Raw genomic sequence first — 13,825 nt, forward strand, 5'->3', positions numbered from 1 at the left:
AATTGACGTTTCATTAAGAAAGGAGGCAGTTATGGGCACGCGCAACACACAGAATCCTTGCGCCACAGAAGAGCGCACAACTACAGACAGTTTGGAGCGGGAACGTAGAGCGGATGAGGCTCTTGTTGCTGCATGGCAACAGCTGAATAGCGAGCCAGTGCGACAGATGGTTTCTGCGAGGGATTTCTCCGCGATCAGGAACAGGCTTACCATAGGCCAATGGCCCGAGGACATACTCGGCAATCTTTCCAGTCCGGAAAAGACGACCTTCGAACGATATGCGAAGGCAGTCTACAACGCTCGTAAAGCTTTGGATGAAGCCAGAGAGGCAGCCTCTCAGGACAAAGCTGCGTTTATCGAGTGCAAACGTACCCCCGAGTATCGCGCATGGGTGAACTCCCAGGCCCAGGGCAACGGCGGTTCAGGCAGTGGTAAACGTTGTGGGGCACCCCGTGTCGGGCATGGAAATGAGGGTAGCCCATGCATGGTCTTGCTCGGAAAGGACGGGACCTGCCAATACCATGGATAAACACCGGTCGGAGACGTGATTGTGCGATCTTGGCCAACGAACCACAGGGCATGCCGCCGACGGTTTACGCCCGCAGTTGAAAATGTTCGTTTCGCGCCCATAAAAGCCACAGAGGAACATGATGCATGCAAATAACAGTTTGAATGTGGTCAAGCGAATCGGGACCGGCCTCTCCTTTATCATTTTTCCGATCGTGTTCGTCTTTGCCTTTTCAGTTCATCCGGGTTTGCTGCACCCTCACCTGCTTGGTCCATCGGAACTTATCCTGAGAGCGCGCGGGGATGGCTTGCTTCAGTTTGCTCATGCCCTGGTAACAATCAATACATCTCTTCTCATAGTTGCCGCGCTGCACTTTATAAAGCTTCTCGATCACAGCTCCGTAGCGTGGGCGGGGTTTATTGGGGGCGTACTGGCGGTATTGGGCTCAGTGGCGCTGGCCGCCGACAAAGGGGCTCTATGTCTCACCATGAGCGCTCTTGACAAGCTCCCAGATGCCGAGTTCGCCAGCATGATGCCGGGTCTGCTGCTCATGTTTTCCAAAAGTGGTTGGCTCGTCCTGCTCTGGGGAATAATGCTGCTGCCCATCGGGTTTGGTATTCAGGCCATAGCCCTGCTCCGAAGCAGATCCCTTTCGCGCTGGCAGAGCCTTCTCTTTCTGGTCGGAGTTCTCCTGATCGGAACTCCTGACGGCGTTGAAGTCGTCAACCTCGCAGCTGCACTCCTGCTGACAATCGCATTTGCTCCCTATGGCATCCAGATCATCCGGAGAGCTTTAAACCCGGCACCTGCCGACGAGAATTGAGAACTATTTAAACTTGCGACAGCAGTTTAGTATTCCATCGTTATCCGGTACCCAAGTAAGCCGGTGAAGAAAAAATAATAACACACCGACTGAGCCAGAAAAACAGATAAAGCCTTATCATATTGAAATTTAAGCAAGCTTTTTTACTTGATATTTTAACGCTTCTCACTCATGAAGTAAACAAATAAATCAGGAAAGAGGATTGGAAAATGTCAGCCATATTTTTTGATTGAAAATTATATGGATAATTGCTATACTTAATTATTACATCAAATTATTCTGTGTTTGATTGAATGTAACCTTTCAACTTAAAGCACATGATGCCATCATCCCTCCCTCCATCAATACCTTGAATTCTGATTTGTATCGATCCTGTCGCAGGCTTTGTTGATCAGCAGTATCAGCTGTACTTTATCCAGCTATGCAAGTTCCTGATCATTCCGGATATCAGTGTTTTCTGGTAGTTCAAAGCATAAGTTCTGGTGATATAATTTAGAATGAATTCAGCTCAATAAGTAAAAAGGAGAATCAGGAATGACCGATATACATGAGATTATGCACAATGATAATAAAAGTGATTTAGGAAATTATAGAGGTAGTATCTTGATGAGATTTCCGAAAATATTTGTGTTGTTAGCTATCGGTTTATTCGTGTTTTCACTCACACAAGATTGTTATTACACTAATAAGTACTTTCAGTCAGGTCTTGATGGTTGGGAATTATTATTGATTGGCTGGCTTGGTATTTTTTATGGCTATTTCACATGGCTTGCAAATCCGGTTATATTGATAAGTTGGATTTTTGCGGTAACGAGACAATTTCGCATTGGCTTAATCGTTGCAACAGGATCTATGTTGATTATGTTAAGTTTTCTTTTCCATAAATCAATTGTGATAAATGAGGCACCAACGTATTCAAAGATATTTGGATATGGACTTGGGTACTGGTTATGGATTGTTAGCGCTGGTTTTTCAATTATAGCCAATTTATGTAGAGTGATGCGAGGCTTGAATTAAGATTTGAACGTTACTTGAATGAGTTTTTGCGTTGAATTCTTTTATATATTTATGAAAATCGTCAAAATAATTGATTTAATAACCAATCTTAATTAAGGTTGTTTTGTGTGATGGTACTACTGATAAACTTGATGGTAAAAATAGTCAGTTGATTATCATAAATGTTAGTATTTATGTTCATGAATATGACAGGTTAGGAATTAATAATGGTGTTTCAACTTCATTATGAGAAAATATTATTCACAAAAATATATTTACTCTTCAATTCCATTTATTTGTTTTGTATGTAGTATTTTTCTGTATTCGGTTTCATTGTCACAAGATTCCATTTATTTGGAGGGTGGTCAGCAAAATACATCAGGACTTTTCTTGTTATTATTTGGTTGGATTGGATTATTGATTGGGTATTATGCTTGGATTGCCAATCCATTGTTGCTGGTTAGCTGGCTTTCGTTTTTGTTTAATAATTTCCCAATAGGCTCCATGGCGTCTATAGGATCTGTTGTGTTTGTGTTCAGTGTTCTAATGATTAATACAATGCCATCAATTGAAACTTCGATAAAATATCAAATTACTGGTTATGGTCCCGGCTACTGGTTGTGGGTTGCCAGTGCTGTTTGTTCTGTTGCAGCTAATTTGATTGCTTTAGGGAGTTGGTGGCGATGTATAGGGCTAATGAAAAGGGATATAAAGTGATGCTGCTGAGTTTTATAGATATAGGGAAAGATAAAACCCATATTTCTTTTTTTAAGATGATATTGTGCGTTGTGATGGCATTCGTTAGTGTTTCTTTATTATCCTCTTGTAAATTGAAGTTGTTGCCAGTTGAGCGGGACGACTTTTCTGTATTAGGCAAAGATATATTTTCTGACTTTATACGGTATGGTCGGTATGAACGGGGAGATGCAACTCTTGGGAGATCAGTCGGCGTATCCATGATTGATACGGATAAGATAGCTGGTTTATCGCGTGTTTATTTTTTAGGAAAAACAAAAAATGAAATAATTGAAATATTTCAGCTAAATGGAGGTGAGTGTTCCGATGTTAGAAGACAAGTTAATAAGTTGCGATGTAAAGTCAGGCGTAAATGGAAACTAAAAAATGTTGGCGCAACATTTGATACTAAGTACTGGCCTGAACCTGCTGTTGTTTTGCTGTATACATTTACATTATCACCGGATTTAAATGTAACTGATTTAAATGTTTTGGTTGTTGATGTTACCAAACCGAAAGTGATTATTGAAAGGCCTTCCAATAAATAAGTTATAAATGGAGTTGTGAGTGAATGATTTAAATTCAAATGTTTGTGGCGGGGAGGATGTGGGCGGTTGACAACTATCTCAAGATGCACCAGCAGGTCCAGCGCTATCTGGTTTCCGTGCAAGTTTGGGTGAAGAAGGGGGAATGGTTAAACGCTTTTCATCCCTGCTGTATTTTCCATGGAATCCTGTTGCTTCCACGCAGCGCGATTGGCAGTAAGAGGATGAAAAAGAAGATGTCGCGTACAATCGGACCAATACCGATCTCCTCTTTCAGTCCGTACCATTGCGAAAGAAACTCGAAGCAGCCGCAATCATGATCGAGTCCCCTCATTACATTGTAAGTCATGGCAGCGATGAAGATCGCCATCATGCAGAGCATGACCGAGGAGCTGAACCGCGAAAAGAGGTCGAGGAGAAGCATGGTGCCGCAGAGCAGTTCACAAAGTGAGAGGAGGAGTGCCGCGGCGGGGATGAGGAGTGAAGGGAGAATCTGGTATTCCGCTATGACAAGCGCGAAATAGTTCAGGTCCAGGAGTTTTTCTCCACCCGAAAGGATGAATAACGCACCGAGTATCAACCTCAGGGCTGTAATCAATACGGATGGAAAGCCAATACTGGCCATAGGTGTTTTTGTGTTTCCTTGTTTACCCTCAGTAAGGTTCTGCTTCAAAGAAGCTTATCCTTCAACGGGGAAGCGGGCTTGAGACCATTCGATGAGACCGCCTGAAAAAACCCTGACATTCCTGTAACCGTTTTTCCTGAGCTTTTTGGCAACATGCCGGGCTTTGCCGCAATTGACCTCAGCGCAATAGACCACAATAGGGGTTTCAAGGGCCTGTTTTTTTCTGAAATCAGGGTACTGCTCGTCAAATCTGCTGGAAGAAAGAGAAGTGGCTCCTTTTATATGCAATTTGTAATATGCATACTCGGAACGAGCATCAACAAAGCATGCCGAATGCGTGTCAAAAATGGCTTTCGTGGCTGCGAGAGTGAGTTCGCCGCTCTCTTCTTTCGCAAGCGCTGACGGTGCTGCTGCATGAAGAGGCGACAGGGCAGGCGATACGATTGAAAGCAAAAGAATCGAAGCGACAAGCGTTCCCTGTAATAGTTTTCCAGGCATAGTGCTGAACGGCATGGTTATTTTTGTTTGACCGTCAGGGCGTCACCACGGTTACGATACCCCAACCCTCGCAGGGCCGGGGTAATTCCATTCATGCGTTTAGAACCCGTAGCGTACCCCGAGCAGGATATTACTTGTTGAAATATCGACTACCCGGTCAGCCGCAAATCCTTCTGCGTTTGACGCTGCAAAATAGCGGTACTCAAGGTCTATCGTGACGTTATCAGTTGCTTTAACGCCGACACCTGCGCCGACCTGCCATGCAAAAACGCCATTGGATGTGCCGGTTACCGTTACCCCGGTAGCATCAGCAGGATACTTCTCTTTATTCTGAATATTTGCCATGCCGATACCCGCCATCACGAAAGGAGAGATTTTGCTCTCAGCATTGAAATCCGCGAATCCATTAACCATATATGATTGAATGGAGTAGGTCCATTTTTCATCGCCGGATTCCGGTGTGCTGGTTAGGCCGTTATTTACGCCGTAACCCGTGCCCTTCAGGGTGAACTGGTCAACCTGGTTTGACTGATATCCAGCTGCGGCTTCAACACGGATTCTTCCTGTTTTGATGCCGAATGCCCCTTCAACTGCGGCACCGGTATGCATTTTATCGGTCTCAACCTTATCCTGCGCCGTAAATCTATACTCGACATTGTTCATCAGTCCAACGCCACCGGAAGCCCGGACGTAAGGAGTCACTGCTGATGCTGTAGGAGTAGCCGAAAGCATACCAGCACCCAAAAGTGATACAATGAGAACTCTCTTTTTCATGGTTTTTCTGTTTTCGTTGGGGAAAAAATACGTACTCCCGAGCCGAACACTTCTATAACCATCACTCCCACTCAATCGTTGCAGGGGGTTTAGAGGAGATGTCGTATGCCACCCGGTTGATACCGCGCACTTCATTGATGATTCGGTTGGAAACACGGGCAAGGAAATCATGCGGCAGTTGCGCCCAGTCGGCAGTCATGCCATCCGTTGATTCGACAGCCCGGAGTGCCAGAACATTTTCGTAGGTGCGCTTGTCGCCCATGACGCCGACCGACTGCACCGGAAGCAGCACGGAGAATGCCTGCCATACCTGCTGGTAGAGGCCGCTGGATTTCAGCTCCTCGATATATACCTCGTCAGCTTCACGGAGGATGTCGAGCCGCTCACGGGTGAGCGAGCCGAGCACCCTTACGGCAAGGCCGGGGCCGGGAAAGGGGTGGCGCATCAGGATATCCTCGGCGATGCCGAGTTCACGTCCAACGGCACGAACCTCATCCTTGAAGAGCTCGCGCAACGGTTCGATAAGCTTCAGTTTCATCCGTTTCGGCAGACCGCCGACATTGTGGTGCGACTTGATGGTTTCCGACGGACCTTTGACGCTTACACTCTCAATGACGTCAGGATAGAGGGTTCCCTGCACCAGGAACTTCTCCTGATTCATATGCTCTTCGAAGACCTGGATAAAGGTTCTTCCGATGATTTTGCGCTTCTTTTCCGGAGAGGCGACACTTTTCAGGCGATTGAGGAAGAGATCAGAAGCATCGGCCAGGGTGACCCTGAGCCCGAGCGGCTTGAGGAAGCTCATCACCTTTTCCGCTTCATTTTTTCTCAACAGGCCGTTATCGACAAAGACGCAGTGGAGCTGTTTGCCGATGGCCCGGCTTACAAGCACTGCTGCTACCGTTGAATCGACACCGCCGCTGATGCCGCAGATGACGGTCTCCTTGCCCGCTTTCTGGCGGATATCCTCAATCTGATGTTCGATAAAGCTTTTTGATGACCAGTCCGGCTTGATGCCGGCAATATCAATCAGGAAATTGGAGAGCAGCAGCTTGCCGTAGAGGCTGTGCTGCACCTCCGGATGAAACTGCAACGCATAGATTTTAAGCGCACCCTTGCTTCCGGAGCTTTCAAACGCGCACATCTCGGAGTTTTCGCTGCTTGCTGTTACCCTGAACCCTTCCGGCAGGTTGACAACCTTGTCGCCATGGCTCATCCAGACATCGGAATCGGGAATGTTGCGAAAGAGCATACTTTCGTGATTATCGTCGCGCCTGACCAGGATTTTGGCCCGTCCGAACTCCTGCTTCAGTGAGCTGGCAACCTTTCCGCCGAAATGTTTAGCAATGGCCTGCAAGCCGTAGCAGATGCCGAGTATGGGGATGCCGAGTGAAAAGATGCCGTCATGAGGCAGTATGGCGTTTTCATCATAGACGCTGGTCGGCCCGCCCGAAAGAATGATTGCCGAGGGGTTGTGCTCCCTGATGGTTTCAGGGGTTGTGTTATAGGGGAGAATTTCAGAATAGATACCCAGTTCACGTGTGCGACGGGCGATCAACTGGGTGTATTGCGACCCGAAATCAAGTACTAATACCGATTGCATAAAAAAACGGTTGTGTTTTAGGTGAACGGGGAGATCAGAAGGCTCCCGCCGGTTTTGGTTTCGGTTTCGGGGCCGGGTTTACTGCCTGCGCAGGGCCGGGATTTTTTGGAGCCGGGGGTGGCAGGGCATTTCCCGCTCCTTCCAGTGCGCCGGTGGACTCTGCCGGGGCTACGACCGGAGGGCTGGAGTGCTGAACAGGATGTGACTGATAGTATTTGAAGCCTTTCGGTGTGTAGTATTCAATGTAGACATCGCTGCCGAGAAGCTCGGACGGTGTATTGGTCTGGTTTGAGATCGGTACGGCAATGACCGTTTCAGGAATATGGAAGTACCTGTTTTCGAGTTTGAGTGACGGGTCGCTGTAGCAGCGCTTCATAAATCCTGCCCAGACCGGCAGCGCAGCTCTTGCGCCCTGGCCATACTCCATGGAGGTAAACTTGATGCGCTCGTCGTCAAAACCTGTCCACACAACAGCGACAAGCTGGGGTGTAAATCCGGCAAACCAGGCATCCCGCATGCTCTGGGTCGTACCGGTTTTTCCGGCAGCTTCAGCTTCAAATCCGTAACGGGCGCGTACCGCAACACCGGTACCCTTGTTGATGACATCCTTCAGCATCGAGACCATGACGAAGTTGGTTGTCGAGTCAATGGCAAACCGGTGATTCGGGGCGTATTCCGATATGAGACGGCGATGCTTGTCCTCAACCTTCAGGATTGAAACCGGTTCGTTCCAGATGCCGTTATTGGCAAAGGTCGAGAATGCGCCTGCAAGTTCAAGCGGGGTGACCTCGGCAGTACCGAGTGCGATGGAGAGGTTGGATGGCATTGGTGAGGTGATGCCCATCCTTCTTGCATAGCTTATGATTTCGGCGGTTGTCAGATGCTCATAGGCAAGTCTGACGGTTACCTGGTTCAGTGAGCGGCTCAATGCACTTCTGAGTGAGGTCATGCCGCCTGATGATCCGTCGGAGTTTCTTGGCGACCAGATGCCGTTACCGCTGTTGAGCGCAAGCGGCTGGTCGAGCACCAGGAAGTTTGATGGCAGCCCCTTGTCGATAGCGGCGGTATAAACAAAAGGCTTGAAGGTTGAACCGGGCTGCCGTTTTGCCTGCCAGACATGGTCGAACTGATATTTGTAGTCATCGGGAGAGAACCTGTTGCCGCCAACCCACGCCTTGACATGGCCGTTGGTCGGGTCGATAGCCACCAGGGCCACCTGTATTCTTGTTTTGGATCTCAGCAGTTCGTTGAGCCATACCGTGTCGGCTTTGAGTCTGGCCATTGCCTGCTGGTCGGTAAGTCCCTCCTCCTTGTAGCCTTTGAAGCGCTCGCTCTCCATGATCATCTGGTTCTTCAGCGCTTCAGGCCATCTCCATGCACGGTCAAATGAGGCCTGCAGATCAGCAAGGTGTTCTGCTGCAGCCAGCTGGGCATAGTTCTGCATACGGCTGTCGAGGGTGGTCTGAATGGAGAGCCCGTCGCGATAGAGGTCGATGTTGCCGAGCATCGAGGCCGGTTTGATGGTCTGACGGATATACTCGGTAAAGTATGGCGCAAGACCTGAATGACTTACCGGTGTATAGTGCAGTACAAGCGGGGTCCTTCTGGCAACGGAAGCCTGCTGGGGTGTGATGAATTTCTCTTTCTCCATAAGCGAGAGAATGAGATTTCTTCTTCCGACAGCGCTGACCGGATCCTTTGCCGGATTATAGGCGGTTGGGTTTTTCAGGGTGGCAATAAGTGATGCGCTTTCCGGCAGAGTGAGCTGCCAGGCCGGTTTGCCGAAATAGGTATGGGCCGCCGCCTCGATGCCGTAGGCTCCCGAGCCGAAATAGACCGTATTGAGGTAGAGCGCAAGAATTTCGTCTTTTGTATAGGTTTTTTCCAGTTCGATGGCGGTAATCAGTTCCTTCACCTTTCGGCTGACCGTGCGCTCCTGGGTCAGATAGAGGTTTTTGGCCAGCTGCTGGGTAATGGTACTGGCTCCGTGCCAGCGGGTTCTCCCCTTGATGATGTTTTCACCCATCACCAGAGCCAGTCGCCTCAGATCGACGCCCCAGTGGTTGTAGAACTCCACATCTTCAGTGGCAATAAGGGCATAGCGTGTTGAACGCGGTATGGATTTCAGCGGGATGAAGGTGCGGTTTTTCAGGAAAAACTTGTGAAGGAGCACGCCATCTTCAGAATAGACAAGGGAGGCCAGCTCGGGATTTGGATTTTCAAGCTCTTCAAGGCTTGGCAGGCCGAGAAATTTGCTCGCTGCCGACACTTCCGACGTTGTCACGGTGACGGCAATGATGGAGGCAAAGAGGAGAAAAAGGAGTTTGGAAAATATTTTACTCACAGTATCAATTAATCGTTTAAGTTTATCATGTGCTCTTGATATACCAATCAGTGCAGGATAGTCTGTTTTTTTCAGTCAACCATCTCCTGCGGTCTCTTTTTATAAAATTGTTCTGCAAATTCAAAATGCTTTTTGAGCTCGGTGGCAAATTCAGCGGTCTCTTCGAGCATCAGGAGATGACCGAGGTCACTGAATTTTGAGAGTCTGGTTGGTGCAGCTGACTCTACCTTGCGCTTTTCATAGAGTGTAAGGGTGCCTTCCGGAGGAATGGTGTGGTCGGCCATGCCGACACAGCAGAGCACCGGTGATGAGATCTCAAGGACATGGCGGGTATAGGCTCTGAGTGCTTCGGGGTCGATGGAGAACTTTCCGACAGCATTGGTCGCCTCCTTGTCGGACTGAGTGAAATCCTCAATAATGATGTTCTGGTACTCCTCGCTTATCGCTTTGGTTGCCGCCCGTTTGATAAAGAGGCTTCTGAGAGGGTCAACAAGGAAGATGTTGCGGAAATTCATGGAGAAATCAATGAGCCCGCCAAGGAAGAAAAGGCCGAGAGAGGTAAATGCGGTCTCTTCGAAAATACCGCATGCGATAATGGTGGCTGAAAGCAGTGCATTACGGAATCGGATACAGAGTTCTGTGGCGACCATACCCCCCATTGAGTGGCCTACAATATGAAGGTTTCTTGATTTATCCAGCCCGAGATGCTCAATGAGTCCGGCAGCCTCATCGGTAAAGCCCTCGATGGTAAAGGTTGGCTGATAGCCTTTGATGACGGTTTTGCCTGTGCCGCTTTGGTCATAGGTGATGCAGCGGTAGTGTGGCGAGAGTTGCTCAACCAGCGGCTTCCAGTAGCGGGAGGAGATTGCCCAGCCGTTTACAAAAATCACGGCAGGATATGCCAGTTTTGATGGATCGGACTCTGCTGTGTCTTCATAGTAAAGTCGGCAGCGTTCTGACGCTAAATAACTCATGGGATCGCATTGTGCTTTTTAATCGAAACAAACTCTAATATAACAATAATACCTTTTCTTCACTCTTCCCTCTCTATGGCGGCATGCGGCCCGGTTGCTACTTTCAGGCTCAATGAGTACATTACACCGCCTGAAACCCGGGCTCTGTTTTTTTCAAAGATCATCATCAATATGGATAACTCCCTCGGCGGCTCGGTTGCTTTCCTCATCGATTTTATCCTGCATATCGATCTGCATCTCAAGCTTCTTGCCGCTCAATACGGCATCTGGCTCTATGCCATTCTCTTTGTCATTATTTTCTGTGAAACAGGACTTGTTGTTACCCCTTTTCTTCCTGGTGACTCGCTGCTCTTTGCTGCCGGGTCCCTTGCGGCAATTCCCGGCTCATCGCTTGATCCTCATCTTCTTTTTCTGGTCTTTTTTGTTGCTGCCGTGCTCGGCGATACGCTGAATTACGCTATCGGCCACAAACTCGGGCCGAAAGTGTTCAACTATAAGAGGTCCCGTTTTTTCAACCCCGAACATCTTATCCGTACCAATGACTTTTTTGACAGGTACGGAGGCAAGACGATTATCATTGCCCGTTTTATTCCCATTATCAGAACGTTTGCTCCTTTTGTTGCCGGTATCGGCACCATGACCTACAGCCGGTTTATTCTTTTTAACATTGCAGGTGCGCTGCTCTGGGTGAGTCTCTTCAGTTACAGCGGCTATTTTTTCGGCCAGCTTCCCTTTGTTCAGGAGAATTTCAAACTCCTGATTCTTGCCATCATTGCACTCTCCATTCTGCCGCCGGTTATTGAATATCTGAAGCACCGGTTTGCCAAACGGAAGAGTCGCGATTAATGGACGCTCGACAATAAAGAGCGGTTCGCGGATGTTAACGGAATGTTGATAACTTGTGGGCCGGTTGCCCGGTGTCTCATGGAGCACGACGGTCAGGAGAGCTGTTCCGGTGAGATGATGAGCTGTTAAATCTAAACGGGAATTACAGTTATATCTTTTTTCCATATCGACAGGGATGTCTCCTTACTGACAGCCCTGACTCCGGGTTTTCTGTTTTTTATCTACAGGAATGTGGACAATATCCGGTGCCGGTGCTGCCGGGAGCCCTGCGGCACTTGAAGCAGGGGCAGAAAGCGGAAAAAAAGATTATATTAATCCGCAGATTTTTTTATAATTACAGCCTTATCCTTCATCGGCGTATAGCGCAGCCTGGTAGCGCACTTCCTTGGGGTGGAAGGGGTCGTGGGTTCAAATCCCGCTACGCCGACTCTCTTACCCGCATTCATTTTTGATTTCTCCCTTTTTCTTTTCAGCGAATAACCGGAGATGATTATGGATTTCGAATGCTCGTTTTCTCCTGAGATCAAAGATCTCGTTTCCCGCCCGGCACTGACCATCAAAACCCGAACAAAAGTGAGCGGCATAGCCCCCCTTTTCAAAGAGGGATATGGTGAAATTGCCCGATTCCTCAAAGAACGCGGCACGCATCCGGCTGGCCCACCCTTCGCACTCTACTTCAATATGGATATGGATGATCTCGAGGTGGAGTTCGGATTTCCCGTTGAAACACCACTTGAGGGATCAGGCCGTATTATCGCTTCATCCACCCCTTCGGGCAAAGCGGTCACTACGCTCTATATCGGTCCCTATAACGAGGTTGAACCGGCCTATGACTCGCTTATGAAATGGTGTACCGACAACATGCTCACTCCCGGTGGTACCGCCTGTGAGGTTTATCTCAACGATCCTGCGGTTACCCCCGAGGAGCTGCTGAAGACAGAGATATCGCTTCTGCTGGCTGATTAGGAGGGGTGCTCCCGACAATACATAGACATAGAAGGTTAGAACTTCATAAGGCGTTCTCCGGTTTATCCTTTACGACAGGAGTGATAAACCGGAGGGAGAGCTATGGAATTGAACGATCTGAATGTTGTTGTCATTGGCGCCGGAATCGGAGGACTTGCCGCAGGAGCCCTGCTGGCCGATAAAGGTGCCATGGTGACTGTGCTTGAAGCAGAGGAGTATCCCGGAGGGTGCGCTGCAACCTTTTCCCGCAACGGCTACCGGTTCGATGCCGGTGCTACAATAGGTTGCGGCTTTCATCCAGGCGGACCGATGGAGCTGCTCGGCAGAGAGCTTGGAATTGTCTGGCCTGCATCGCCGGAACCGGTGGCCTGGCAGTACCGCCATAAGGCGCTTCACCTTGATCTGAGGCGAGAGCGACTTGAAATAATGGAGCACTTTCCCCGCTCCGCAGCTTTCTGGGCTGAACAGGCAGGGCTTTCAAAACTCCTCTGGACTCTCGCAAAAGGGGGGCTCTCCTGGCCGCCGAAAGGTCCCCGTGATTTTGCACGTCTTGCCTCCAAAGCTGTCGGCGGACTTCCGGGGACACTGCATCTTCTGAAATATGCTTCACGTACGGCTTTCGACTGGCTTAAATCGCACAGCCTCGACACCGATCCTGATTTTGTCCGATTCATCGACTCCCAGCTTCTGATCTCCGTGCAGACTACCTCAAGGCATGCCAATGCCATCAACGCCGCCATAGCGCTTGATCTTCCGGTTTCCGGTGCCTATGCTCTCAAAGGAGGTATCGGCACGGTTGCCGAACTTCTTGTCGCTTCTCTTGTGAAGAACGGCGGTGCGGTGCTCTATGGAAAAAAGGTTGACCGGATCGATTCGGTGCGCAGGCAGGTGTTCGGTCTTGAAACTTCGGACGGGAGTGCCCTTGCTGCGGATGTTGTGCTGGCAAACCTCACTCCGGCATCTCTTTCGAAGCTTTCAGAAGAGGCGATTGATCTGCCGGTGCTCAACAGCGAAAGCCGGGAGTGGAGTGCCTTCGTGCTCTATCTCGGTATGGATCCTGAGCTTTTCACTACGCTGCCGACCAATCATATCCAGATCATCGGAGAGGGAGAAGAGCTTGCTGAAGGCGACTCCATTTTTGTTTCAGCCTCGCCACGGGATGAGCCCGGCCGGGCACCTGAAGGGCTTTGTGCGGTAACACTCTCCACCCACACCCGTCCGGAGCAGTGGTTTGAGGCCAGAAAGAGCGGTGAAGCTGCTTACACGGAGATGAAGAGTCTCTATACCCGGCGCGTGCTTGATCTCTTTTCGGAACAGTTTCCTGCTGCCCGTGAAGCGGTCCGGAGTATGAGTGCGGCAACACCGGTCAGCTGGGAGCGCTATACCGGAAGGGTAATGGGGTGCGTAGGGGGATATCCCCAGACCTCGCTTTTCAGGGTGCGAGGACCACGAACCCGGTTTGATAACCTCTTTCTTGTCGGTGATTCCATTTTTCCCGGCCAGTCGCTTCCAGGGGTGGTCACCGGAGCACGCAGGGCCGTGGAACTTGTTTCCCGGCAGGCGGCTAAAATCAGGATGTGAGGTTGAA

Annotated in this window: 13 protein-coding genes and 1 tRNA gene; 8 read left to right on the forward strand and 6 right to left on the reverse strand. The window is 49.3% G+C overall.

Going from position 1 to position 13,825, the window contains the following annotated elements:
- Nucleotides 1–647: 647 nt before the first annotated feature.
- From G9409_RS04475 to G9409_RS04490, 4 genes are all read left to right on the forward strand, one after another.
- A complete protein-coding gene (locus G9409_RS04475) occupies nucleotides 648–1,331 on the forward strand; it encodes a hypothetical protein (protein ID WP_166807626.1) in 684 nt (227 codons plus the stop codon).
- Nucleotides 1,332–1,865: 534 nt separating this feature from the next.
- Nucleotides 1,866–2,348, forward strand: a complete 483-nt coding sequence (locus G9409_RS04480) for a hypothetical protein (RefSeq protein WP_166807627.1) — start codon at nucleotides 1,866–1,868, stop codon at nucleotides 2,346–2,348.
- 225 nt (nucleotides 2,349–2,573) lie between these two features.
- On the forward strand, nucleotides 2,574–3,044 hold the full coding sequence (locus G9409_RS04485; protein ID WP_166807628.1) for a hypothetical protein: 471 nt from the start codon (nucleotides 2,574–2,576) through the stop codon (nucleotides 3,042–3,044).
- Nucleotides 3,005–3,610, forward strand: coding sequence for a hypothetical protein (locus G9409_RS04490; RefSeq protein WP_166807629.1), 606 nt, complete (start codon nucleotides 3,005–3,007; stop codon nucleotides 3,608–3,610). Before G9409_RS04485 ends, G9409_RS04490 begins: the two co-directional genes overlap by 40 nt.
- A gap of 157 nt (nucleotides 3,611–3,767) precedes the next feature.
- On the opposite strand, the gene G9409_RS04495 is transcribed toward G9409_RS04490, so the two are convergent.
- The 6 genes from G9409_RS04495 to G9409_RS04520 form a co-directional block, all read right to left on the reverse strand.
- A complete protein-coding gene (locus tag G9409_RS04495) occupies nucleotides 3,768–4,232 on the reverse strand; it encodes a MauE/DoxX family redox-associated membrane protein (RefSeq protein ID WP_166807630.1) in 465 nt (154 codons plus the stop codon).
- Between the two features lie 54 nt (nucleotides 4,233–4,286).
- On the reverse strand, nucleotides 4,287–4,730 hold the full coding sequence (locus tag G9409_RS04500; RefSeq protein WP_166807631.1) for a rhodanese-like domain-containing protein: 444 nt from the start codon (nucleotides 4,728–4,730) through the stop codon (nucleotides 4,287–4,289).
- 99 nt (nucleotides 4,731–4,829) lie between these two features.
- Nucleotides 4,830–5,504 carry an outer membrane protein gene (locus G9409_RS04505; RefSeq protein WP_166807632.1) on the reverse strand — a complete coding sequence of 225 codons (675 nt, stop codon included), beginning with the start codon at nucleotides 5,502–5,504 and terminating at the stop codon, nucleotides 4,830–4,832.
- Nucleotides 5,505–5,565: 61 nt separating this feature from the next.
- Complete coding sequence (gene guaA, locus G9409_RS04510; RefSeq protein WP_166807633.1) at nucleotides 5,566–7,107, reverse strand: glutamine-hydrolyzing GMP synthase; 1,542 nt, start codon at nucleotides 7,105–7,107, stop codon at nucleotides 5,566–5,568.
- Nucleotides 7,108–7,141: 34 nt separating this feature from the next.
- Nucleotides 7,142–9,451: a penicillin-binding protein 1A gene (locus G9409_RS04515; RefSeq protein WP_166807634.1), complete on the reverse strand. Its 2,310-nt coding sequence runs from the start codon at nucleotides 9,449–9,451 to the stop codon at nucleotides 7,142–7,144.
- 71 nt (nucleotides 9,452–9,522) lie between these two features.
- Nucleotides 9,523–10,425, reverse strand: coding sequence for an alpha/beta fold hydrolase (locus tag G9409_RS04520; protein ID WP_166807635.1), 903 nt, complete (start codon nucleotides 10,423–10,425; stop codon nucleotides 9,523–9,525).
- Between the two features lie 171 nt (nucleotides 10,426–10,596).
- Between G9409_RS04520 and G9409_RS04525 the strand changes: the two genes are divergently transcribed.
- The 4 genes from G9409_RS04525 (at nucleotide 10,597) to G9409_RS04540 (ending at nucleotide 13,818) form a co-directional block, all read left to right on the forward strand.
- Nucleotides 10,597–11,271, forward strand: coding sequence for a DedA family protein (locus G9409_RS04525; RefSeq protein ID WP_166808027.1), 675 nt, complete (start codon nucleotides 10,597–10,599; stop codon nucleotides 11,269–11,271).
- Between the two features lie 353 nt (nucleotides 11,272–11,624).
- Nucleotides 11,625–11,698 (forward strand) — tRNA-Pro (locus tag G9409_RS04530).
- A gap of 65 nt (nucleotides 11,699–11,763) precedes the next feature.
- Nucleotides 11,764–12,237 carry a GyrI-like domain-containing protein gene (locus G9409_RS04535; RefSeq protein WP_166807636.1) on the forward strand — a complete coding sequence of 158 codons (474 nt, stop codon included), beginning with the start codon at nucleotides 11,764–11,766 and terminating at the stop codon, nucleotides 12,235–12,237.
- A 102-nt stretch (nucleotides 12,238–12,339) separates the two neighbouring features.
- A complete protein-coding gene (locus tag G9409_RS04540) occupies nucleotides 12,340–13,818 on the forward strand; it encodes a phytoene desaturase family protein (protein WP_166807637.1) in 1,479 nt (492 codons plus the stop codon).
- Nucleotides 13,819–13,825: the final 7 nt, after the last annotated feature.

The sequence above is a fragment of the Candidatus Chlorobium masyuteum genome, from assembly GCF_011601315.1.
Taxonomy (GTDB): Bacteria; Bacteroidota; Chlorobiia; order Chlorobiales; family Chlorobiaceae; genus Chlorobium; species Chlorobium masyuteum.

Excerpts from the sequence above, each read along its gene's own strand:
- G9409_RS04520 (WP_166807635.1), bottom strand. The coding sequence starts at position 10,425 with ATGAGTTATTTAGCGTCAGAACGCTGCCGACTTTACTATGAAGACACA.
- G9409_RS04475 (WP_166807626.1), top strand. The coding sequence starts at position 648 with ATGATGCATGCAAATAACAGTTTGAATGTGGTCAAGCGAATCGGGACC.
- G9409_RS04505 (WP_166807632.1), bottom strand. The coding sequence starts at position 5,504 with ATGAAAAAGAGAGTTCTCATTGTATCACTTTTGGGTGCTGGTATGCTT.
- G9409_RS04495 (WP_166807630.1), bottom strand. The coding sequence starts at position 4,232 with ATGGCCAGTATTGGCTTTCCATCCGTATTGATTACAGCCCTGAGGTTG.
- guaA (WP_166807633.1), bottom strand. The coding sequence starts at position 7,107 with ATGCAATCGGTATTAGTACTTGATTTCGGGTCGCAATACACCCAGTTG.
- G9409_RS04525 (WP_166808027.1), top strand. The coding sequence starts at position 10,597 with ATGGATAACTCCCTCGGCGGCTCGGTTGCTTTCCTCATCGATTTTATC.
- G9409_RS04535 (WP_166807636.1), top strand. The coding sequence starts at position 11,764 with ATGGATTTCGAATGCTCGTTTTCTCCTGAGATCAAAGATCTCGTTTCC.
- G9409_RS04540 (WP_166807637.1), top strand. The coding sequence starts at position 12,340 with ATGGAATTGAACGATCTGAATGTTGTTGTCATTGGCGCCGGAATCGGA.
- G9409_RS04500 (WP_166807631.1), bottom strand. The coding sequence starts at position 4,730 with ATGCCTGGAAAACTATTACAGGGAACGCTTGTCGCTTCGATTCTTTTG.
- G9409_RS04485 (WP_166807628.1), top strand. The coding sequence starts at position 2,574 with ATGAGAAAATATTATTCACAAAAATATATTTACTCTTCAATTCCATTT.
- G9409_RS04480 (WP_166807627.1), top strand. The coding sequence starts at position 1,866 with ATGACCGATATACATGAGATTATGCACAATGATAATAAAAGTGATTTA.